17 protein-coding genes are annotated in these 20,032 nt (G+C 72.9%); 11 read left to right on the forward strand and 6 right to left on the reverse strand.

Features of this window, described 5'->3' with window-relative positions:
* The 6 genes from ABZU74_RS25950 to ABZU74_RS25975 all read left to right on the forward strand — a co-directional run.
* The coding region (locus ABZU74_RS25950; RefSeq protein ID WP_355428780.1) for a baseplate J/gp47 family protein at positions 1-1,938 on the forward strand (1,938 nt) is incomplete at its 5' end.
* Positions 1,919-2,434 carry a phage tail protein gene (locus tag ABZU74_RS25955; RefSeq protein WP_091398506.1) on the forward strand — a complete coding sequence of 172 codons (516 nt, stop codon included), beginning with the start codon at positions 1,919-1,921 and terminating at the stop codon, positions 2,432-2,434. The genes ABZU74_RS25950 and ABZU74_RS25955, both read left to right, overlap by 20 nt.
* Complete coding sequence (locus tag ABZU74_RS25960; protein ID WP_355428783.1) at positions 2,431-3,360, forward strand: hypothetical protein; 930 nt, start codon at positions 2,431-2,433, stop codon at positions 3,358-3,360. The genes ABZU74_RS25955 and ABZU74_RS25960 overlap by 4 nt, the downstream gene beginning before the upstream one ends.
* Positions 3,357-3,818, forward strand: coding sequence for a hypothetical protein (locus tag ABZU74_RS25965; protein ID WP_355428785.1), 462 nt, complete (start codon positions 3,357-3,359; stop codon positions 3,816-3,818). Before ABZU74_RS25960 ends, ABZU74_RS25965 begins: the two co-directional genes overlap by 4 nt.
* Positions 3,819-3,839: 21 nt before the next feature.
* Positions 3,840-4,619, forward strand: coding sequence for a hypothetical protein (locus ABZU74_RS25970; RefSeq protein ID WP_355428788.1), 780 nt, complete (start codon positions 3,840-3,842; stop codon positions 4,617-4,619).
* A 171-nt stretch (positions 4,620-4,790) separates the two neighbouring features.
* Positions 4,791-7,013: a hypothetical protein gene (locus ABZU74_RS25975; protein WP_355428791.1), complete on the forward strand. Its 2,223-nt coding sequence runs from the start codon at positions 4,791-4,793 to the stop codon at positions 7,011-7,013.
* 19 nt (positions 7,014-7,032) lie between these two features.
* Here the strand turns inward: ABZU74_RS25975 and ABZU74_RS25980 are convergent, their stop codons facing one another.
* Genes ABZU74_RS25980 through ABZU74_RS26005 form a run of 6 tightly spaced genes read right to left on the reverse strand, consistent with a single transcriptional unit; the run spans position 7,033 to position 12,988 of the window.
* Positions 7,033-7,878, reverse strand: a complete 846-nt coding sequence (locus ABZU74_RS25980) for a PmoA family protein (RefSeq protein ID WP_355428793.1) — start codon at positions 7,876-7,878, stop codon at positions 7,033-7,035.
* Entirely contained in the window at positions 7,875-8,594 is a 720-nt protein-coding gene (locus ABZU74_RS25985; RefSeq protein ID WP_355428796.1) for a hypothetical protein, read from the reverse strand. Before ABZU74_RS25985 ends, ABZU74_RS25980 begins: the two co-directional genes overlap by 4 nt.
* A complete protein-coding gene (locus tag ABZU74_RS25990; RefSeq protein WP_355428799.1) occupies positions 8,578-9,477 on the reverse strand; it encodes a carbohydrate ABC transporter permease in 900 nt (299 codons plus the stop codon). The genes ABZU74_RS25985 and ABZU74_RS25990 overlap by 17 nt, the downstream gene beginning before the upstream one ends.
* Complete coding sequence (locus ABZU74_RS25995) at positions 9,477-10,460, reverse strand: sugar ABC transporter permease (RefSeq protein WP_355428802.1); 984 nt, start codon at positions 10,458-10,460, stop codon at positions 9,477-9,479. The genes ABZU74_RS25990 and ABZU74_RS25995 overlap by 1 nt, the downstream gene beginning before the upstream one ends.
* 28 nt (positions 10,461-10,488) lie before the next feature.
* Entirely contained in the window at positions 10,489-11,838 is a 1,350-nt protein-coding gene (locus tag ABZU74_RS26000) for an extracellular solute-binding protein (RefSeq protein ID WP_355428804.1), read from the reverse strand.
* Positions 11,839-11,857: 19 nt separating this feature from the next.
* A complete protein-coding gene (locus ABZU74_RS26005; RefSeq protein WP_355428807.1) occupies positions 11,858-12,988 on the reverse strand; it encodes a LacI family DNA-binding transcriptional regulator in 1,131 nt (376 codons plus the stop codon).
* A gap of 236 nt (positions 12,989-13,224) precedes the next feature.
* On the opposite strand from ABZU74_RS26005, the gene ABZU74_RS26010 reads away from it, so the two are divergent.
* From ABZU74_RS26010 to ABZU74_RS26030, 5 genes are read left to right on the forward strand one after another with little or no spacing between them, the layout of a single operon-like run.
* The gene (locus tag ABZU74_RS26010) at positions 13,225-14,553 is read left to right on the forward strand and encodes a Gfo/Idh/MocA family oxidoreductase (RefSeq protein WP_355428810.1); all 1,329 of its coding nucleotides are present in this window, start codon (positions 13,225-13,227) and stop codon (positions 14,551-14,553) included.
* Positions 14,554-14,578: 25 nt separating this feature from the next.
* A complete protein-coding gene (gene uxaC / locus ABZU74_RS26015; RefSeq protein ID WP_355428813.1) occupies positions 14,579-16,012 on the forward strand; it encodes a glucuronate isomerase in 1,434 nt (477 codons plus the stop codon).
* Positions 16,009-17,313, forward strand: a complete 1,305-nt coding sequence (locus ABZU74_RS26020; RefSeq protein WP_355428816.1) for an enolase C-terminal domain-like protein — start codon at positions 16,009-16,011, stop codon at positions 17,311-17,313. The genes uxaC and ABZU74_RS26020 overlap by 4 nt, the downstream gene beginning before the upstream one ends.
* Positions 17,304-18,797, forward strand: coding sequence for a mannitol dehydrogenase family protein (locus ABZU74_RS26025; RefSeq protein WP_355428819.1), 1,494 nt, complete (start codon positions 17,304-17,306; stop codon positions 18,795-18,797). The genes ABZU74_RS26020 and ABZU74_RS26025 overlap by 10 nt, the downstream gene beginning before the upstream one ends.
* A gap of 25 nt (positions 18,798-18,822) precedes the next feature.
* On the forward strand, positions 18,823-20,001 hold the full coding sequence (locus tag ABZU74_RS26030; protein WP_355428821.1) for a Gfo/Idh/MocA family oxidoreductase: 1,179 nt from the start codon (positions 18,823-18,825) through the stop codon (positions 19,999-20,001).
* Positions 20,002-20,032: the final 31 nt, after the last annotated feature.

Genomic DNA, 20,032 nt, shown 5'->3' on the forward strand with positions numbered 1-20,032 from the left:
CCGGTGACGGTCGCGGCGGTGCCGCCGGCCGGGCGGCAGGTCCGGCTCTGGTACCGCGCCGGCGGCGGGCCCACCGGCAACGTGGCGGCGGGCACCCTGACCAGCCTGCGCGACCCACTACCCGGGGTACGCGTCGACAACCCCGCCCCGGCGGCCGGCGGTCGGGAGGTGGAGGCGCTGGAGTCGGTGCTGCTGCGCGGCCCCTACGAGTTCTTCGCCCAGCAGCGGGCCGTCACCGCCCGCGACTTCGAGGTCCTCGCGACCAGCTCCGGCGCGGTGGCGCGGGCGCGGGCGTTCACCCGCGCTGCGGTGTACAGCTTCGCCCGACCGGGTGAGGTCGAGGTGGTGCTGGTGCCGTACGTGCCGGAGGCGGCCCGTCCGGGCGGTCGGCTGCCGGTGGCGGTGCTGCGCGAACACGAGGTGCCCGAGGCACGCCACCGGGTCGAGGCGGACCTGGAGGAACGCCGGATGCTCGGCATCCGCTCCCGGGCCAGCTGGGCGCGGTTCAAGGCGGTGTCGGTGCGGGCCCGGGTGGTGGTCCGCCGCGAGGAGGACGTGGACGCGGTCCGTCGCCGCATCCACGACCGGCTGCACCAGACGTTGAGCCCACTGCCCACCGCGCTCAACCCGACCGGCTGGCCGTTCGGCGAGCCACTGCGGGCGTCCAACGTGTACCGGCTGCTGGAGCACGCCGAGCCGGGGGTGCGCTACGTCGAGTCGGTGCGGTTCGTGGTGGACGAGGCGCCCGACGCCGACGTCCGCGCCCTCGCCGTGGACCAGTACCAGCCGCGCACCTGGTACGCCGGGCGCGGCCCGGTGCTGTTCCGCTCCAGCAACGGCGGTGCCGGTTGGGAACCGGCCGGTCGCTTCGACGGCGAGACGGTGCTGCGGGTGGCGCCCGCGCCGGCGCCGGTGCGGCCGGGCATCGTCGCGCGTCCCGGCTCGGTGGCGGTGGTGACGCTGCGCGCCACAGGCGGCTCCCGGGTGCACCTGAGCACCGACCTGGGCGAGACGTGGTCGCTGCTCACCGACCTGGATGCACGGATCTCCGACGTGGCCTGGCTGGACCGCGACGGCGCGGGCGCGCTGCTGGTGGCCACCGACACCGGCCTGTACGAGGTGTCGCTGCTGCCCGGGGCGGTGCCGTTGCAGATCCTGGTCGACCCGTCCGACGCCGACCGGGGTTTCTACGCGGTCCGCACGTTCGTCTCCGAGCGGGGCGCGCCGGGCGTGGCGGTGGCCGCGCAGGCCAGCTTCGGGGTGTACCTGTCGACCAGCGGTGGCCGGCCCGGCAGCTTCACCCACGTCGGTCTGGCCAACGTGGACAACCGGGTCCTCGCCGTGCAGTACGACGGCCCGGCCACCCTGCTGTGGAGCGGCGCCGGCGAACCGGATCCGAAGAAGCCCGGCCAGGGCTGCCACCGCACCCGGCTGTTCGAGTCCGACGTGAAGTGGCAGTCGATGCAGGCCGGCTGGATCGGCGGCACCTGCCGGGACCTCGCGTTCGCCGGTCAGCAGGCGGTGGCGGCCTCACAGAGTGGCGGGGTGCTGCGGTTGGACACCCTGGCCGCCCAGCCGCAGTGGCAGGCGGTGTCGGTCAACTGCGGGATGCCGTTGCGGGACCGGACCCGGTTCGTGCCGGTCGACGCCATCGCGGTGAGCGGCCCGACGGCCGGCAGCGCGACAGCCGGAGGCAGCGGCACGGCAACCGGTGGCACGGCGGCCGGCAGCGCGACGGCCGGTGGCACCGGCGCGGCGGAGCGGCTGATCCTGGCCAGCGGCGAACGCGGGGTGCACCGCAGCGCCGACGCCGTCACCTGGACGCCCAGCGCCAACCAGGCCACCGCCGACGTGGTGACCGTCCCGGACACCTGGCTGCTCTGCTCCGGCGAGCACGACATCGAGGTGGTGCGCCAGGATGCGACGCTCGGCGATTGAACGGCTGCTGCCCGCCGCCTACCAGCGGGCCTGCGTGCCGGGCAGCGTGCTCTGGGCGCTGCTGGACGTGATGGAGGGGCTGCACGCCCCGGACGAGGCGATCCTCGCCGAGGTGGACGCGCTGTTCGACCCGTACCGGGCGCCGGACGGGCTGGTGGTGCGGTTGACCCGCTGGGTGGCGATGGACCACGTGGTGGCCTCGCCCCGACCGGACACCCCGCTGCCGCTGCCGGTGGGTCGGCTGCGCGACCTGGTGGCCAACGCCGCACTGCTGGCCCGCTGGCGCGGCACCCCGTACGGAATGCGCCGAGCCCTGGAGCTGGCCACCGGGATGTCGGGCTTCGCCATCGACGAGCCGGCCGAGCGGGCCTTTCACGTCGTGGTGCGGGTGCCGGTCGCCGCCGCCGGTCAGCTCGCCGTGATCACCCGCATCGTCGAGGCGGAGAAACCCGCCTCGGCCACCGTCGAGATCGTCCTGGAAGAGGAGTCGTCATGACCACCGAGTGGGCGGTCGTCGCCGCCGCCGAGCAGTTCACCCTCGACCCGCGCAACAGCGGCGAGCTGACTTTCACCGTCTCCAACCCGGGCAACGCGCCGGACACCGTGGTGTTCGACGTGGCGCCCGGCGACGGCTCCCAGCGCGCCTGGTTCACCGTCGCCGAGCCGCAACGGGTGGTACCCGGCCAGGGTTCGGTGTCGTTCCTGGTCAAGTTGGCCGTGCCGGCCGGCACCCCGCCGCGGCGCTACGACATGACCGGGTTCGCGTACTCGGCGAACACCGCGCCGGAGGAGAGTTCCCGCTCCAGCGGCCGGGTCACCTACGAGGTGCGGGCGGTCGCGCCGCCACGGCGTACCCCGTGGTTGTGGATCGCCGCCGCGGCGGCGTTGGTGCTGGTGGTGGTCGCCGTGGGGGTGGTGTTGCTGACCCGCGACGGCGACCCGGCCCCCGGCGAACCGCGGGTGGTCACCGTCGAGGCGGAGAGCCTGGTGCCGGGCGCGGTGGTGGACTCCCCGGCGAAGAACGGCGCGAAGGTGGAGGCGCAACCCAACTGCTGCGGGGTGACCTGGTCCGGCGACAAGCAGTTGTTCTTCCAGGGGCTGGCCATCGGCGACAAGGTCACCGTGACGGTGCAGATTCCGGCCGACGGCACCTGGCGTTTCGCCGCGGTACGCACCACCTCCCTCGACTACGCCAACACCGTCTTCGCCATCGACGGCAACCAGGTCGGCGGCACGTTCCTCGGCTTCACGCCGACGGTGCGGAAGACGGAGTTCCTGGACGTCGGCACGGTCCGGCTCGCCAAAGGCCCGCACCAGGTCGCGCTGCTGGTGGTCGGCAAGACGCAGGGCACGAACCGCTACTTCGCGGGCGTCGACGAGATCCGGTTCACCGAGATCGTGGCGCAGGCCGTGGCGCGATGAGTGGTCGGCAGAAGGCGCTGCTGGGGGTGCTCGCCGTCCTGCTGGTGGCGCTCTTCGTGGTCGCGGTCGGCGTGGGCCGCGACGACCGGGGTGATCCGGGGGCCCGGCACGGGTTCGTCGACCGGTTGGGCGCGCTGGGCGGGGCGCGTTCCGCTGTGGATCCGGCGACTGTCAGCGCCGACTGCGCCGACGAGACGGGCCGGCTGGCGTTCTCCGGCAGCTGCGTGGTGCGGGTGGCGGACCCTGGCGGACTGCGCACCCTGGTGTTGCGCAGCCCGGCGCGGTTCACTGTCGTCGCCCCGGCACCCGGCGACACCGACCTCACCATCCGCGACGAGGTCGAGCCGGCGGCGGACGGCACCGGCGCGGTGGCGAAGATCGCCGTCGACCAGGCCACCGAGGTCGGCCTGGTCTGCCCCGGCCTGGGCGGCTGCACTGTCGTCGTGGCCACGTCGTGAACGCGGAGGGAGGGTGCCACAGTGGGTGACCTGCGCAAGCCGTTCCTGCTGCTGGCCATGCTCGCCATCGTCCTGGCGATCGGGGTGGAGCTCGGCGCCGGGTTGCTGCTCGGCGGGGCCGACGCCGGTGCGGCCCTCGCGGACAGCGCCGGCGCGCTGGACGTGGAGATCGACGACGTGTCCGGGGTCAGCGAGCCGTCCGGCCGGGGCACCGGCTACCTGGCGTTGATCGACGGGGTGGCGGTCTGGAGCACCGGGCTGTTCTGCCTGGGCCTGCTGCTGCCCGAGCGTGTCCAGGGTCGGGTGCAGGGCGTCGCCAGCCTGATCTTCTCGATCATCCTGATCATCGTCGGGCTGGTCGCGCTGGTCGTCGCGTTCGTGGAGCTGTCCATCATGGTGTCGCTGTTCCTGGCCGTCCCGTTCGGCACCCTGGCGTACCTGGCGTTGTGGGGGTTCTTCCCGGTCGGCGAGGCGGCGGTCCTGCTCGGGCTGGTGCTGCTGCTCAAGCTGGTGTGGGCCGGGATGCTGGTGCTGGCCCAGCCGCGCTTCCTGCAGAACAAGGGGCTCGTCCTGCTGATCCTCACCACCCTGCTGTGCACTGTCGTGCTGGAGTTCCTGCACAACCTGGTGCCGGTGATCCTGGTCAGCATCGTCGACGACGTGGCGGCGCTGGTCTTCGCGATCATCGCGATCATCTGGGGGCTGGTGCTGCTCATCGGCTCCATCCCGGCGATCGTCAAGGCCATCCGGGTCACGGCAGCCCTCCCCGCCCGCACCACCACCCGCCCCTCATCCCGTTGATCATGAAGTTGTTGCTGTGACACGCCGAGTGGAGTGGCAACAACTTCATGATCAACCTGCGGGGCCTGGCGGCTGGGTGGGATCAGCTCCGGCCGGACGGGTCCAGCACCGCGATCGCCTCGCTTTGCGGTATCGGCAGCGCCCGAGTGGATTGTCTGTGACCCTGACGGCGTGGACAGGACGCCGGAGCGCGACGCCGTCGAGCTGCGCGTACACGGCATCTCCGGGGTCACCGCCGAACGGATCCTCGACCACCCGATCGTGGTCCGGGTCGCCGGAGACGCGCACGCCGGCTTCTTCCGGCCCCGGCCGGGCAGCGGCACCGCCGGCGGGGCCACCGACGGAGTCGCCGTCGAAGCGTACCGCTGGGGTTCGTTGACAGCCGGCGCGGCGGTCCGGACGGCCTCGATGTTGCTGCTGCTGCCCTTCATGCTGAGCAACCTGGCGATCTGGCTCCGCCCGCCGGGGCGCGACCGGTGGGGGCTGCTCGGCGCGCTGTGCCGGTTGCTCGCCGGCACCCTCACTGCCACGTTCATGCTGGCGGCGGTGGGCGTCACGCTGGACCTGGTCGGCTGGCAGTGCGTGCCCTACCCCGGATGCCGGGCCGGCCGCCCCTACCTGGCCTGGCTGCAGACCCTCCCGACCGGGCCCCGACTGGCGCTGCTGTCGATCGTGCCGCTGCTGGCGCTGCGGGTCGTCTGGGCCATCGGCACCCGGTCGGCGCGGGCCTTCGAGGGGTTCGGCCCGTCGTCGGCGCCACGCCGGTCCGGCGGCCGGGCCGAGAGTCTCACCGACGCCGACTTCTGGCAGGACGAACAGACCACCGGTTGGCTGCGCCAACTCCACGTGGTGCTCGGCGTCGGGACGCTGAACGTCGCCCTGCTTGCCGGCATCTCACCGGGTGGGGTGGGCGCGCCCGGTCACGGCGTGCTGTTCGGGATCGCCGTCGGGCTGCTGGTGGTCGAGGTGGTCCTGCTCGCCCTTCCCGTCCCTGCCAGCCCGGCGAGGGCCCGACGGCTCCTGCGCCCTCTCTGGGCGGTCACCGCTGTGGTGACCGTGTGCTGCCTCGGCACGGCCACGCTCGCGGACCCGGCACCGGTCGGTTTGGGCAAGCTGCCCGGGTACGAGGGCGCCGCCGCCGGGGTGGTCGCCACGCAGGGCGTCCTGCTCGTCGTGCTCACCATCGTCACGTACACCCGGCAGCGTGCCACCCGCGACGGCGAGCGCCCCTTCCTGCGCGGGCTCGGCACCCCGATCATGGCCGCTGCGGCGGTGAGCGTCGGCGCCGCCTTCACCGCGACCCTGGTCTACCGCGTCGCGGACGCCCTCGACCACGGCGACATCCCCGATCCGATCCGACCCAACCCGCCGGTCGTCGGCCCGCTGGAACCACCGGTCGCCTACTGGTGGGCGGCGCTCGCCGGGCTCGCCGCGCTGCTGATCGGCGCGGCGGTGACCTCGGCCACCCTCCTGCTGAGCCGCCGGCGACGACGGAGACTGGCGGCGCGGATCATCGAACGGGACTACCCCGACGTGCCGGCGCAGGACACGCACCGGCTGCGCCTGGTCCGGGAGACCATCGCCCGGTCCCGGATCACCGAGGAACTCGGCCCGGTGCTGATCGCGTTCCTGGTTATCGCCTCGCTCGGGCTGGCCACCGTCGCCTTCGACGTGATCGGGATCGGTCCCACCCAGCTCGCGGCCCGCCTCGGCGGACACGGGGGCGCGTTCGCCGTGCTGGTCGCGTACGTCACCGACGCCGGAGTCTGGGTGATCAGCCTGCTGGTGATCTGCCTCATGATCCTCGGTTTCCGGGCGTACCGATCCTCCCAGACCCGGCGGGTGGTGGCCGTGCTGTGGGACCTCGGCACGTTCTGGCCCCGAACGGTCCACCCGTTCGCGCCGCCCTGCTACGCCGCCCGCGCTGTTCCCGAGCTGGCGAAACGAATCACCGGGCTCACCGCGCGGGGGCCGGTGGTCATCTCCGGGCACAGCCACGGCTCGGTGCTCGCCGCCGCCACCATCCTGCAACTACCGCCGTCCGTGCTGGCCCGGGTGTCGCTGTTGACCTACGGCTCACCGCTGCGACGCACCTACGCGCGGCTCTACCCGGCGTACCTCGGGCCGCGGACGCTGCGCGACCTGGGCGGGCGGATCGGCTGGCGGTGGCGCAACCTGTGGCGCGACACCGACCCGATCGGCGGGCCGATCTTCCCTGCCGGCCCGGACGGCCCACCGCCCGGCGTGGACGTCGACACTCGACTGCGTGATCCCCGCGGCCTGACCATCGACCCGGCGGACACCGTGCCGCCGCCGATCGAAGGGCACTGGCCGTACCACACCCAGGCCGCCTACCAGCTGGCCGTGCGCGAGCTGACCGACCGCTCCCGCTGACCGGGGCCGCTCGGCACGATCACCGCACCGCCGCGACCAGGGCCGCGACCCCGTCCCGGTCGAGGGTCCCGTCGGCCACCCACACCCGGTACCGGCCGTGCCGGCTCCCACCGGCCGGCACCACCGCCGGGCGGTCGAACGCGAACGCCACGCAGACCCCCGGATATATTCCGGTCCGCACGAACCACCTGTCGTTCCGGCTGAGGCCCGCGAAGACCAGGGTGTACGCCCCGGCGCCCGACCGGACGCCGGTCAGCGCGAGCCACGGCGCCGCGCTGCCGTTGACCGTCTCCTCCCCCGCCGCGTCGGCGGTGAACACCGCTGGTTCGCCGTCGGCCGCGGCCCGCCAGAAGAACCCGCCGTAGCCGGCCCTGCCCGGGCGGCCGTTGGTGGCCGGGCTTCCGAGCCGCACCTCCCGATCGTCCGGGGCGACGAGGACGGACTCCAGGTCGAGCCGCCAGGCGTCCGGCGCGACCACCGACGCGGCGAGCCATCTCCGCTCGGTCAGCAGGATCCCGCCGGCCCGGTCCCGCCACTGGAGGTCGTGCACGTACCGGCCCGGGGACCGTTCGACCTCACCGGTGTGCGCGATGACGCCGTGGTCGTCCCGCCAGGTGTAACCGATGTCGCGGACGTAGGTGCGCCCGCCCCAGAGGTTGCTGCCGTCGACGTCCTGCACCGCGAGGGACGCGCCAAGGTGCCACACGTGGTCGGCGGGGAGCGCGTCGGTGACCACCGTTCCGCCGAGGGTGCGGACCGGGTGCAGGTACGGTCGGGGCCCGTGCCGCGGGTCCAGCGCCGGGTCGAGCACGTACTCGGCCACCTCCGTGCTCCCGGCCGTCAACCGCACCGGCTCGGCACTCACGGCAGCTCCCGGCGGCCGACGGCGGCGGCCGTGACCGGCCGGCGGGCGGTGGGATCGGCCGTGACCGGCCAGCGGGCGGTGAGGTCGGCCGTGCCCGGCCGGCGGACGGTGACGGCGTGCAGGGCGGCCACCGTGTAGCCGGCGAGGATCGGCACCGCGACCGGGGTGACCAGGACGGCGAGCAGCCCGGCCAACGCGACGACCCCGGTGAGTGCCGCCCAGCGGGTGGGCGCGTCGAGGCAGGCGCGGGCGGCCGACCGGGCCGGGGCCCACCACCGCCCGCCCCCGTTGCCGCCCACCTCGACGACGACCAGCCCGGCGTACCCGGCCAGGCCGGCCGCGATCAGCGCCGTCACCAGCAGCGCCGCCGGGCCACCCGGCACCCGGCCGGTGGCCAGCGCCGCCAGGTCGGCGGCGAGCAGCGCGGCGCCGGCGAGCGCGAGCAGGCTGACCGGCACACCGGGCAGCACCGAGCGGCCGAACCGGCGTACGGTCGTGCGCGCCGACGGCCAGCTGCCGGTACGCGTCCAGTCGTGCACCGCCGCACTGGCGGTGCCCGCCGCCGCGGCGACGGTGAGCAGGGGCGCCGCCGCGAGGGTCAGCAGGATGCCGAGCAGCGCGAGGTCCGCGGCATCGCGGGCGACGTCGCGCCAGTCCCGCCGCCCGCCGGTGTCGACGGGTCCGGTCCGTGCTGCCGGTTCAGCCCTTGATGCCACTGGTGTTGATCCCCTCGACGAGCATTCGCTGGAACGCGACGAAGAACAGGAAGACCGGCAGCAGCGACAGCACCGACATGGCGAACATCGGGCCGACCGCGCTCTGGCTGGTCGAGTCGATGAACAGGGTCAGCGCGACCGGGACGGTGTAGTCCTCCAGTTGGGACAGGAAGACCAGCTGGCGGAAGAAGTCGTTCCAGGTCCAGATGAACGAGAAAATCGCCGTGGTGACCAGCGCCGGGCGGCTCAGCGGCAGGATGATGTGCCGGAAGATGCCGAACGGGCCGGCGCCGTCGATGCGGGCCGCCTCGTCCAGCTCCCGGGGGACGCCGCGCATGAACTGCACCATGAGGAAGACGAAGAACGCCTCGGTGGCCAGGAACTGCGGGATGAGCAGCGGCAGGTAGGGCCAGTCACCGCCGACGAGCCCGAGCGTGCGGAACAGGATGTACTGCGGAACGATCAGCACGTGCTGGGGCAGCAGCAGCGTGCCGATCATGACGGCGAACCACATGCCGCGCAGCCGGAACCGCAGCCGGGCGAAGGCGTACGCGGCCAGCAGGCAGGAGAGCCCGTTGCCGATGACGGTGAGCAGGCTGACCATCGTGCTGTTGAGGAAGAACCGGCCGAAGCTGATGTCGAAGTTGGACCACCCTGCGGTGTAGTTGCCCGGGGTGAACCGCTCGGGCAGCAGCCCGACGTTGTTGACGATCTCCTCCTGGGACTTCAGCGAGGTGCCCACCATCCAAATCAGCGGGTAGAGCACCACGGCGACGATCGCCACCAGGATCAGCAGTCGCAGCACGGGCCGTCCGCCGGGCCGGCGGCGCACGTTCGGCGGCGCTGCGGTCGGCGCCGCGGTCGTCGGGGTCACCGTCACCATCACCGGTCCTCCCCGTCGGAGTAGTGCACCCAGAACCGTCCGGTGCTGAAGAAGATCGCGGTGATGACCGCGATGGCGAGCAGGAACACCCAGGCCATCGCCGAGGCGTAGCCCATGTTGAGGTCGGTGAAGCCGGTGATGTAGAGGTTCAGCGTGTACATCAGTGTGGAGTCGACCGGGCCGCCGGTGCCGTTGCTGAGCACGAACGCGGCGGTGAAGCCCTGGAAGCCGTTGATGGTCTCCAGCACCAGGTTGAAGAAGATGACCGGGGAGAGCATCGGCAGTGTGACGTTGCGGAACTGGCGGAACCGGCCGGCCCCGTCGACCGACGCGGCCTCGTACAGCTCGGTGGGCACCTGCTTGAGCCCGGCCAGGAAGATCACCATCGGTGCGCCGAACTGCCAGATGGCCAGCACCATGAGCGTTTCGAGGGCCCATTCGGGGTCGTTGACCCACGGTTTGCCGGTGATGCCGAAGAGGCTCAGCAGCGAGTTGAACGCGCCGTCGCGGTTGAACATGTTGACCCAGACGATGGCCAGCGCGACGCTGCCGCCGAGCAGCGACGGCAGGTAGAACAGCCCGCGGAACAGCCCGACACCGCGCCAGGCACGGTTGAGCAGTAACGCCACGCCGAGCGCGGCGGCCAGCTTCAGCGGCACGGCGACCAGCGCGAACGTCAGGGTGACCCGCACGGCGTGCCAGTACGACGGGTCGGTGGTGAACATCCGCTCGTAGTTGGCCAGCCCCACCCACTCCACCTCGGAGAAGGGGGTGAGGATGTCGTAGTTGGTGAAGCTCAGGTAGAGCGACAGCAGCATGGGGACCGCCGTGACACCCATCAGGCCGATGAGCCACGGCGACAGGAAGACGTACCCCGCCAGACCTTCGCTGTGCCGGAAGCGTCCGGGCCCACGCCGTTCAGCGTGGGCCCGGGCGGATCCGGGGCCGCGTCGGGTCGGGTCGGGCGCCGTGGTCAACGCCACGAACAGCTCCTCTCCTCGCCTCGCGGCGTCAGGCGATGGCGGACTTGCACGCCTCGACGAACTGGGCGGCGGCCTCGGCGGGGGTGGCCCGGCCGTACTGCGCGTTCTCGGCGGCCTTGATCAGCTCGGACTTCACCTTGCTGTGCCCCTTGATCGGCACCTGCGGTGACTCGCCGAACTTCTGGGTCAGCTCCGCCTCGACGGCGATGGACTGCTTCATGGCCGGGTCGGTGGTGTCGTCGCTGACCACCCGCCGCAGGTCCAGGTTGGACGGAAGGCCGCGGTCGGTGCCGAGCAGTTTGACCGCCTCCACGTCGTTGTTCAGAAAGTTGATCACGTCGACCGCGACGTCCTTGTGCTTGCTGCCCTTGAACACCGACCAGTACATCGAGGCCCGGGCCCACTGGGCGCTGGGGTCACCGGGGTAGGCGATCACGCCCAGCTCGTCCTTGGTGTTCTTCTTCAGGTCCGGCATCTGGTTGGCCCAGACCCAGGAGGTCGCCGACTTGCCGGTGACCACCAGCTGCTTGGTGACGTCGCTGGAGTTGCCCTCGTGGATGACGTCGGCGGTCGGGGTGGCCTTGCGGTCCCGGGCGCCCTTCCACAGGTCGAACCACGCGGTGACGTCCTCGGCGGTGAAGCCCAGCTCCTTGCCTTTGTAGAGGTCCTTGCCCTGTTGACGCAGCCAGACCCAGAGCGCCTTGTAGTCGGCGCTCGGGTCCTGGGTGCCCGGCACCTTGGTCTTGGCGGTGACCTGCTCGGCCCAGGCGATGTGCTGCTCCCAGCTCATCCCGGTGGTCGGCTCGGGCAGGTTGTGCTTGGTCAGCAGCGTCTTGTTGTAGACCAGACCCTGGGTGTTCTCCCCGGCGGCCAGGCCGGCGAGCTTGCCGTCGACGACGCCGTACTGCCAGAGGCTCTTGGGGAACTTGGAGGTGTCCAGCTTTCCGGACTCCTGGTAGGAGGTCAGGTCGAGCGTGGTGTTGCGGGCCGCGTACTCGGCGAGGTAGTTGTCGTCGATCTGGAACAGGTCCGGCGGGTTGCCGCCGGCGGTGAGCGTGGCCAGCTTGTCGAAGTAGCCCTGGTTGGCCTGCCAGGTCTTCTCGAAGGTCACGTTCGGGTGCTTCTTGGTGTAGAGGGCCAGCGCGTCCTCGGTCAGCTTGGCCCGGGCGTCGCCGCCCCACCAGAAGATGGAGAGCTTGACCGGCGCGTTCGGGTCGGCGGCGCCGCCGCTGTCGTCTCCGCAGGCGGCGGCAGCGAACATCAGCGGTGCGGCGACCGTCACGGCGAGCAGGCCACGCAGCAGGTGCCGCCGGGGCAGCGGGGTACGGTGGGCGCGCCCGACGGGCGTGTCAGTGGTGGGGGGCGTTGCGGGGTGCATGTGCGCTCACTCCTCGGCATTAGGAGGCGACGGCGTCACCGGTGGCCGCAGTCGGGGTGCCCGGGTCCGCAGGGCAATGCGGGCCCGGGCCACGTGGTGCGGCCAGGGGACGTGCCGGTCGGGCGTACGGGCCCGGGCCGGTCGAGTCGCGGATGACCAGGTCGGTCTGGAGCATTACCTGTGCTGTGGTACGACGGACGCCGAGCGCCGTGCCGGCACCGGATCCCCGCGCACCGCGCGGTGACTCGATGTCCTGTTGCAGCAGCATGTCGACGGCCGTCCGGCCGGCGGCCCCGGTGGGTGTGGCCACCGTCGTCAGTTTGGGGCGGGTCAGCCGGCTCAGGGTGATGTCGTCGACTCCGACGACGCTCACCTCCTGCGGCACCCGGACCCCGAGCGCGTCCAGCCCTTCGATCAGGCCGATCGCCATCAGGTCGTTGTAGGCGAGCACCGCCGACACGCCGCTGCGTTGCACCTGCTCGGCGACGGCGGAGCCGCCGACCTCGGTGGGCGCGTTGGGGCCGAGCAGTGTCAGCTCCGCGCCGCCGGCTCGGGCGGCCGCGGTGGCGGCACGGCGCATCTCCCGGTTGGTCCACGAGCTGCGCGGGCCACCGAGCAGCGCGATGCTGCGGTGCCCCAGGCCGACCAGGTGCTCGATCGCCGAGCGGGCGCCCTGCCCGACGTCCATCAGCACGCAGGGCAGGCCGGTCACCTGGCGGTTGACCACGACCAGTGGCACCTCGCGGCTGAGCTGCTCGATCAGGCTGTTGCTCATCCGAGGGCTGCACAGCAGCACTCCGTCCACCTGCTTGGCCAGCGCGTGGACCAGCTCTTCCTCGGCGGTCGGGTCCTCGTTGGTGTCGGCCACGAAGACGTGGTAGTCGCGGTGTCGGGCCTGGCTCTCCGCCGCCTTGATCAGCGGCGGGAAGAACGGGTTGGCGATGTCCGCGATGATCAGCCCGATGTTGTGCGTGCGCCCGGTGATCAGGGCCCGGGCCGCGCGGTTCGGCCGGTAGCCCAGATCCTCCGCGCAGGCCAGCACCCGTACCCGGGTCTCCGGGTTGACCAGGTGCGGCGCGGAGAAGGTGCGGGACACGGTGGAGATGTGCACACCGGACGCCCGGGCGACGTCCCGGATGGTGACTGGCACGGCGGCCCCTTCGTCCGATGTGGTGGCGGTCACGCAGGTGTGGCCCATTAATGCAAACGGTTGCGCCAGTGTCAACGGTCAACGGTTACGGCTTCGTTGCACCGGCGCTCCCCTTGGTGATCTGTTGCCCCCCAAACACCAACAAATGACGCCGATCCCGCTGTCGTCGTTGACGCGATCGGATCGATCGTGATTACTTCATTGCAAACCTTTGCAGCATCACGGAAGGCGACCGCATGTCACCGAGAGCCGCCGCACGGACCCGGTACGCCGTCGTGGGCACCGGCGCGCGGGCCGAGATGTTCGTCCGGGCGCTGGTGCTCGACCACGCCGACACCACCGAGCTGGTCGCCTTCGCCGACATCAACCAGGCCCGGATGGACGCACACAACCGCTGGCTGGGCGAGCTGGGTCACCGCCCGGTGCCCACGTACCCGGCCGGTGACTTCGCGGCGATGCTCGACAAGGAACGCGTCGACGTCGTCCTGGTCACCAGTGTGGACGTCACCCACGACGAGTACGTGGTGGCCGCGCTGCGTGCCGGCCGCGAGGTGGTCACCGAGAAGCCGATGACAGTGGACGTGGCCCGCTGCCGGCGGATCCTGGACACGGTGACCGAGACCGGCGGTCGGGTGACAGTCGCCTTCAACTACCGCTACAACCCGCTGCACGAACAGGTTCGCCGGCTGCTCGCCGAGGGCGCGGTCGGCGAGATCGGCTCGGTGCACTTCGAGTGGCTGCTCGACGTCCGCCACGGCGCCGACTACTTCCGCCGCTGGCACCGCGACAAGGCCACCTCGGGCGGGCTGATGGTGCACAAGGCCAGCCACCACTTCGACCTGGTCAACTGGTGGCTGGCCGCCACACCCGTCGAGGTCTACGCGGCCGGCCGACTCTTCTTCTACGGCGCGGACGGTCGCCGGCACGGCTACGCCCGCGACTACGACCGGGCGCACGGCTCCCCCGCCGCCGCGGACGACCCGTTCGCGCTGCGGCTGGACGCGCACCCTCGGCTGCGCGAGCTGTACCTCGACGCCGAGGCCGAGGACGGCTACCAGCGCGACCGCAACGTCTTCGCGCCCGGGGTGAGCATCGAGGACGACATGGCGGTGCTGGCCCGCTACTCCACCGGCGCCACGATGACCTACCACCTCACCGCGTACGCGCCCTGGGAGGGCTACCGGGTGATGGTCAACGGCAGCCGGGGTCGACTGGAGCTGGACGTGGCCGAGAACGACTTCGTCGACCGGGGCACCGCCGGCGCGGTCAAGGGCGCCGCCCTGCACGGCGCCGAGGCGCCGGCCGAGGGCGGAGGTGCGACGCTGACAGTGCGCCCGTTCTGGGCCCCGCCCCGGCAGATCCCGGTGGAGGGTCGCACTCGGCACGGGCACGGCGGCGCGGACGCCCGGATGACCGGGGTGCTCCTCGGCGGTCAACCCGACCCGTTGGGCCGCGCCGCCACCGCCGACGACGGCGCGTTGGCCCTGCTCACCGGCCTGGCCGCCAACCGGTCCTTCGAGACCGGCCAACCCGTCCGCGTCGCCGACCTGCTCACCCCCCGCTGACACAGGAGACGAGGAGCCCCACCCCGTGCCCACGTTCGACAACACCGATCTGCTCCTGCCGCCCGAACCGGGTCAGCGCGCGCTGGCCCGGGAGCTGTACGCCCTGGCGGCGGCGCAACCCATCATCTCGCCGCACGGGCACGTCGACCCGGCCCTGCTCGCCGAGGACCGCCCCTTCCCGGATCCGGCGCGGCTGCTCATCGTGCCCGACCACTACCTGACCCGGATGCTGCTCAGTCAGGGCGTACCCCCGGCGGATCTGGGGGTGCCCACCCGCGACGGCAGCCCGGTCGAGACCGACGGCCGGGTGATCTGGCGGCGCTTCGCCGCGCACTGGCACCTGTTCCGGGGCACCCCGTCGCGACTCTGGCTGGAGCAGACCTTCCGCACCGTGTTCGGGGTGCACACCCCGCTCGGTCCGAGCACCGCCGACGCCCTCTACGACGAGATCGCGGCCCGGCTCGCCGAGCCGGACTTCCGGCCCCGGGCGCTCTTCGAGCGGTTCAACATCGAGGTCCTGGCGACCACCGAGTCCCCGCTGGACGACCTCGCGCAGCACGCCACACTCGCCGCCGACGGGTGGGGCGGTCCGGGCGGCCGGGTGGTCACCACGTTCCGCCCGGACGACGTGGTGGACATGGAGTTCGAGGGCTGGTCGACGAATGTGGACCGGCTCGGGGATCGGGCCGGTGAGGACACCGGCACCTACGCCGGCTACCTGGCCGCGCTGCGGGCCCGACGCGCCGCGTTCATCGCCGCCGGCGCGACCTCCTCCGACCACGGCCACCCCACCGCGCGCACCCTCGACCTGACCCCGGCCGAGGCCGAGCGGCTCTACGACCGGGGCCGGCGCGGCGAGGCCGACGCCGCCGACGCGGAGGCGTTCCGGGCGCACATGCTCATGGAGTTCGCCCGGATGTCGCTCGACGACGGCCTGGTCATGCAGCTGCACCCCGGCGCGGTGCGCAACCACAACCGGTGGTTGCACGCCCGGCACGGCCGCGACGTCGGCGGCGACATCCCGCAGGCCACCGAGTACGTGCACGCGCTCGCGCCGCTGCTGGAGCGTCACGGCAACGACCCCCGGCTGCGACTGGTGCTCTACACCCTCGACGAGGACACCTTCACCCGCGAGCTGGCGCCCCTCGCGGGCGGGTACGCCGCGCTGCTGCTCGGCGCTCCCTGGTGGTTCCTGGACTCCCCGGAGGTGCTGCGCCGGTTCCGGGAGGCGGTCACCGAGAGCGCCGGTTTCTACAACACCACCGGGTTCGTCGACGACACCCGGGCGTTCTGCTCCATCCCGGTACGCCACGACGTGGCCCGCCGGGTGGACGCCGGCTTCCTGGCCCGGCTGGTCGCCGAGCACCGGCTGCCGTTGGACGAGGCCGCCGAGACCATCGTCGACCTGGCGTACCGGCTGCCCAAGCGGGTCTTCAACTTCGGAGGAAACCACAAGTGACAGTCACCATCACCTCCGTCGAGGTGCACGACGTGCGGTTCCCCACCGCCGCCCGGGGCGACGGCTCCGACGCGATCAACCGGGGTGACTACTCGGCGACGTACGTCCAGCTGGGCACCGACGCCGGCCCGACCGGCGCCGGGTTCACCTTCACCAACGGCCGGGGCAACGAGATCACCTGCGCGGCGGTGCACGCCCTGGCCCACCACGTGCGGGGCCGCACCGTCGAGGAGATCACCGCCGAGCCGGTCGCGTTCTGGCGTTCGCTCAGCGCCGACGTGCAGCTGCGCTGGCTGGGCCCGGAGAAGGGCGTCATCCACATGGCGACCGGCGCGCTCGTCAACGCGGTGTGGGACCTGCGGGCCACCCTGGCCGGCAAGCCGATGTGGCGCTTCCTCGCCGACCTGCCCACCGACGACCTGGTGGCCAGCGTCGACTTCCGGCACATCACCGACGCGCTCACCCCGGACGAGGCGGCGGCCATTTTGGACAAGGGGCGCGACGGGCTGGCGGACCGTCTGGCCACCCTCGAACGTGACGGTTTTCCGTCGTACACCACCTCGGTCGGGTGGCTCGGCTACCCCGACGACAAGGTGCGGGCGCTGACCCGGCAGGCGTACGCCGACGGCTGGCGGGCGATGAAGATGAAGGTCGGTGGCCCGCTCGCCGACGATGTGCGGCGGGCCCGGATCATCCGGGCGGAGATCGGCCCGGACGCGCTGTTGATGATGGACGCCAACCAGGTCTGGGACGTCGACGAGGCGATCACCGCGATGGCGGCGCTGGCCGAGGTGGACCCGTACTGGATCGAGGAGCCCACCCACGCCGACGACATCCTCGGGCACGCCCGGATCGCCCGCGCGGTCGACGAGCTGACCGGCGGGCGGTGCCGGGTCGCCACCGGTGAGGTGGCCGCCAACCGGGTGATCTTCAAACAGCTGCTGCAGGCCGAGGCGATCGGGGTGATGCAGGTCGACGCCTGCCGGGTTGGCGGTGTCAACGAGGTCCTGGCCGAGCTGCTGCTGGCGGCGAAGTTCGGCGTGCCGGTGTGCCCGCACGCCGGCGGCGTGGGCCTCTGTGAGTACGTCCAGCACCTGGCGATCTTCGACTACCTGCGGGTGGGCACCGGGCTGGACGGTCGAATGATCGAGTACGTCGACCACCTGCACGAACACTTCGTCGACCCGGTGCGGACCCGCGGTGGCCGCTACCTGCTGCCCGATCGGCCCGGTTACAGCGCCACCATGAAGCCCGCGGCGATCGCGGAGTTCCGCTTCCCGGACGGTCCGGCATGGCGGTGACCGTCGGGGCCTCCCGGCTCGGCCTGGGCATGCTGCGCCGGCTGCCCGCCGAGGCCCGCCCGCTGATCCGGCCGGGCACCGTGCCGACCGGCGTCGTACACCTGGGGTTGGGCGCGTTCCACCGCGCCCACCAGGCCGTCTTCACCGAGGCGGCGGTCGGCGCGGCCGGCGGTGACTGGGGCATCGTGGCTGTCGCCCCGCGCAGCGCCGCCGTGGTCGAGGCGATCGCCGCGCAGGACAACCTGTTCAGCGTCAGCGCCCTCTCCGCCGCCGGCAGCGCCACCCGGGTGGTGGGCGCCCTGAGCGGCGTCCGGCACGCGCCCAGCGACCCGGACGCCGTGGTGGCGCTGCTCGCCGACCCGGCGGTCCGCGTGGTGACCCTGACCGTCACCGAGAAGGCGTACCAACTCGACCCGGTAACTGGTCAACTGTCCCCGGACTCGGCGCTCGCCGCGGACCTGGCCGGCGGCGGAGCACCGACCACCGTGCCGGGGCTGCTGCTGCGCGGGCTGGCCGCCCGGGCCGCCGCGGACGCCGGGCCGGTGGCCCTGGTGAGCTGCGACAACCTGCCGGCCAACGGTCGACGACTGCGCGGCATGCTCGACCAGGCCGTCGACCGGGCCGGCGGTGTGCCCGCCGGGCTGGTCGAGTGGGTGGCCGGCAACGTCACCTGCCCGGGCACCATGGTGGACCGGATCGTGCCGGCCAGCACCCCGGAGACGATCGAGGCGGCCCGGCGGACGCTCGGCGTGACCGACCTGGCCGCGGTGGCCGCCGAGCCGTACGCGCAGTGGGTGATCGAGGACGACTTCCCGGGCGGCCGGCCCGGCTGGGAGTTCGCCGGGGCGGTGCTCACCGACGACGCGGGCCCGTGGGAACGGTTGAAGCTGCGCGCCCTCAACGGGGTGCACTCGGCCATCGCGTACCTCGGGGCGTTGGCCGGCCGGGAGACGATCGCCGACGCGCTGGAGATCCCGCACCTGCGCGACGTGCTGCGCCGGCTGATCGCCGAGGACGTGGCGGCAAGCTTCACCCCGCCGGACGGGGTCCGGGTGGTCGACTACGGCGAGCAGGCCCTCGCCCGGTTCGGCAACCCGGCGATCCACCACCGCACCCTCCAGGTGGCGACCGACGGTTCGCAGAAGTTGCCGCAACGCGTCCTGCACACCATCGCCGACCTGCGCGCGGCCGGGCGGTCCGGGCGCTGGGGCGCGCTGGTCGTGGCGTCCTGGTTGCGCTTCGCGCTGGGGTACGCCGACGACGGCCGGCCGTTGCCGTTCCAGGACCCACTGGCCGGGCCGATCCGGGCCGCGCTGGACGCCGGGGCGCAGAGCCCGGCGGGCGCGGTCGACGCGGTCTTCGCGCTGCGCGACGTCATCCCGGTGGAGGTGGCCGAGGACGACGAGGTCCGCGCCGACGTGATCGCCTGGCTGACCGCGTTGGAGCGGCACGGCGTCGAGGCCACCCTGGCCGGTGCCCGGTGACCGGGTCGCCCCGGGCCGGTCGGCCGTGAACGGGGCCACGCCGCCGACCCGGGTGGCGGTGATCGGGGCGAACGGGCACGGTCGCTGGCACCGGCGGGTGATCGCGCCCCTGCACGCCGCCGGTCGGCTGCGGTTGGTCGCCCTGGTCGACGTCCGGCCGGTGGAGGACGACCCGGCCGCCCCGGTGCCGCCCGGGGTGGCGGTCTTCACCGACCACCGGGCGATGCTCGCCGCCACCCGGCCGGAGGTGGTGGTGATCTGCACGCCGCCGCACACCCACCTGGCGATCGCCCGCGACGCCCTAGCCACCGGCGCGGACCTGCTGCTGGAGAAGCCGCCGGTGCTGTCGCTGGCTGAGCACGAGGAACTGACCTGGGCGCTGACCGCCGCCGGCCGGGTGGCCCAGGTCGGCTTCCAGGCGCTCGGCTCGGCGGCCCTCACCGCGCTGACCGACGCGCTGGCCGCCGGCCGGCTGGGCACTGTCACCGGCATCTCCACCATCGCTGCCTGGCAACGGCCGGACGCCTACTACGCCCGCTCCCCCTGGGCCGGTCGACGGAGTCTGAACGGCCGGCCGGTGCTGGACGGCGCGCTCGCCAACCCGCTCGCGCACGCGGTGATGCAGTGCCTGGCGATCGCCGAGGCGCTCGCCGGGGCGACGCCCTGGCCGGTCGCGATCGAGGTGGAACGCTACCGGGTCCGGCCGATCGAGGTGGAGGACACCGCCGTGCTGCGGGTCCGGTTCCGCGCCGGGCCGCCGGTGCTGGTGGCGGTGACCCTGGCCGCCGAGGAGTTCGTGGCGGGCGAGGTGGTGGTGACCGGTACGACGGGGCAGGCGGTGCTGGAGTACCCGACCGACCGGTTGCGCCTACCCGGGGACGTGGTGACCCGCCGGGTGCCGGGACGGCTGGGGCTGCTGGAGAACCTGCTCGCCCACCGGCTCGACCCGGCGGGCGTGCCGCTGATCGCGCCGCTGGCGCGTACCGCGCCGTTCACCGCGCTGCTGGACGCGTTGCGGCCCGCGCCGGAGCCCCGGCTGCTCGACGGCGATCTGGTGACCACTCTCGGCGAGGGCGGGGAGCGGGTCCGCCACCTGCGGGGCGTCGTCGACGTGTTGCGCCGGGCGGCCGAGCGGGGGGCGCTGCCGAGCGAGCTGGCGGTGCCGTGGGCGTCCGCCGCGTACCGCGCCGAGCTGGCGGGATAGACGAGACCCTCACCACCGACGAACGGAGCGA

Origin of the sequence: Micromonospora sp. NPDC005171 (assembly GCF_040608575.1) — a bacterium.
GTDB lineage: Bacteria > Actinomycetota > Actinomycetes > Mycobacteriales > Micromonosporaceae > Micromonospora.

Bases quoted from the DNA above. Each gene is read 5' to 3' on its own strand.
- ABZU74_RS25955 (WP_091398506.1), top strand. From the start codon at position 1,919: ATGCGACGCTCGGCGATTGAACGGCTGCTGCCCGCCGCCTACCAGCGG.
- ABZU74_RS25990 (WP_355428799.1), bottom strand. From the start codon at position 9,477: ATGGTGACGGTGACCCCGACGACCGCGGCGCCGACCGCAGCGCCGCCG.
- ABZU74_RS26010 (WP_355428810.1), top strand. From the start codon at position 13,225: ATGTCACCGAGAGCCGCCGCACGGACCCGGTACGCCGTCGTGGGCACC.
- ABZU74_RS25965 (WP_355428785.1), top strand. From the start codon at position 3,357: ATGAGTGGTCGGCAGAAGGCGCTGCTGGGGGTGCTCGCCGTCCTGCTG.
- ABZU74_RS26000 (WP_355428804.1), bottom strand. From the start codon at position 11,838: ATGCACCCCGCAACGCCCCCCACCACTGACACGCCCGTCGGGCGCGCC.
- ABZU74_RS25960 (WP_355428783.1), top strand. From the start codon at position 2,431: ATGACCACCGAGTGGGCGGTCGTCGCCGCCGCCGAGCAGTTCACCCTC.
- ABZU74_RS26025 (WP_355428819.1), top strand. From the start codon at position 17,304: ATGGCGGTGACCGTCGGGGCCTCCCGGCTCGGCCTGGGCATGCTGCGC.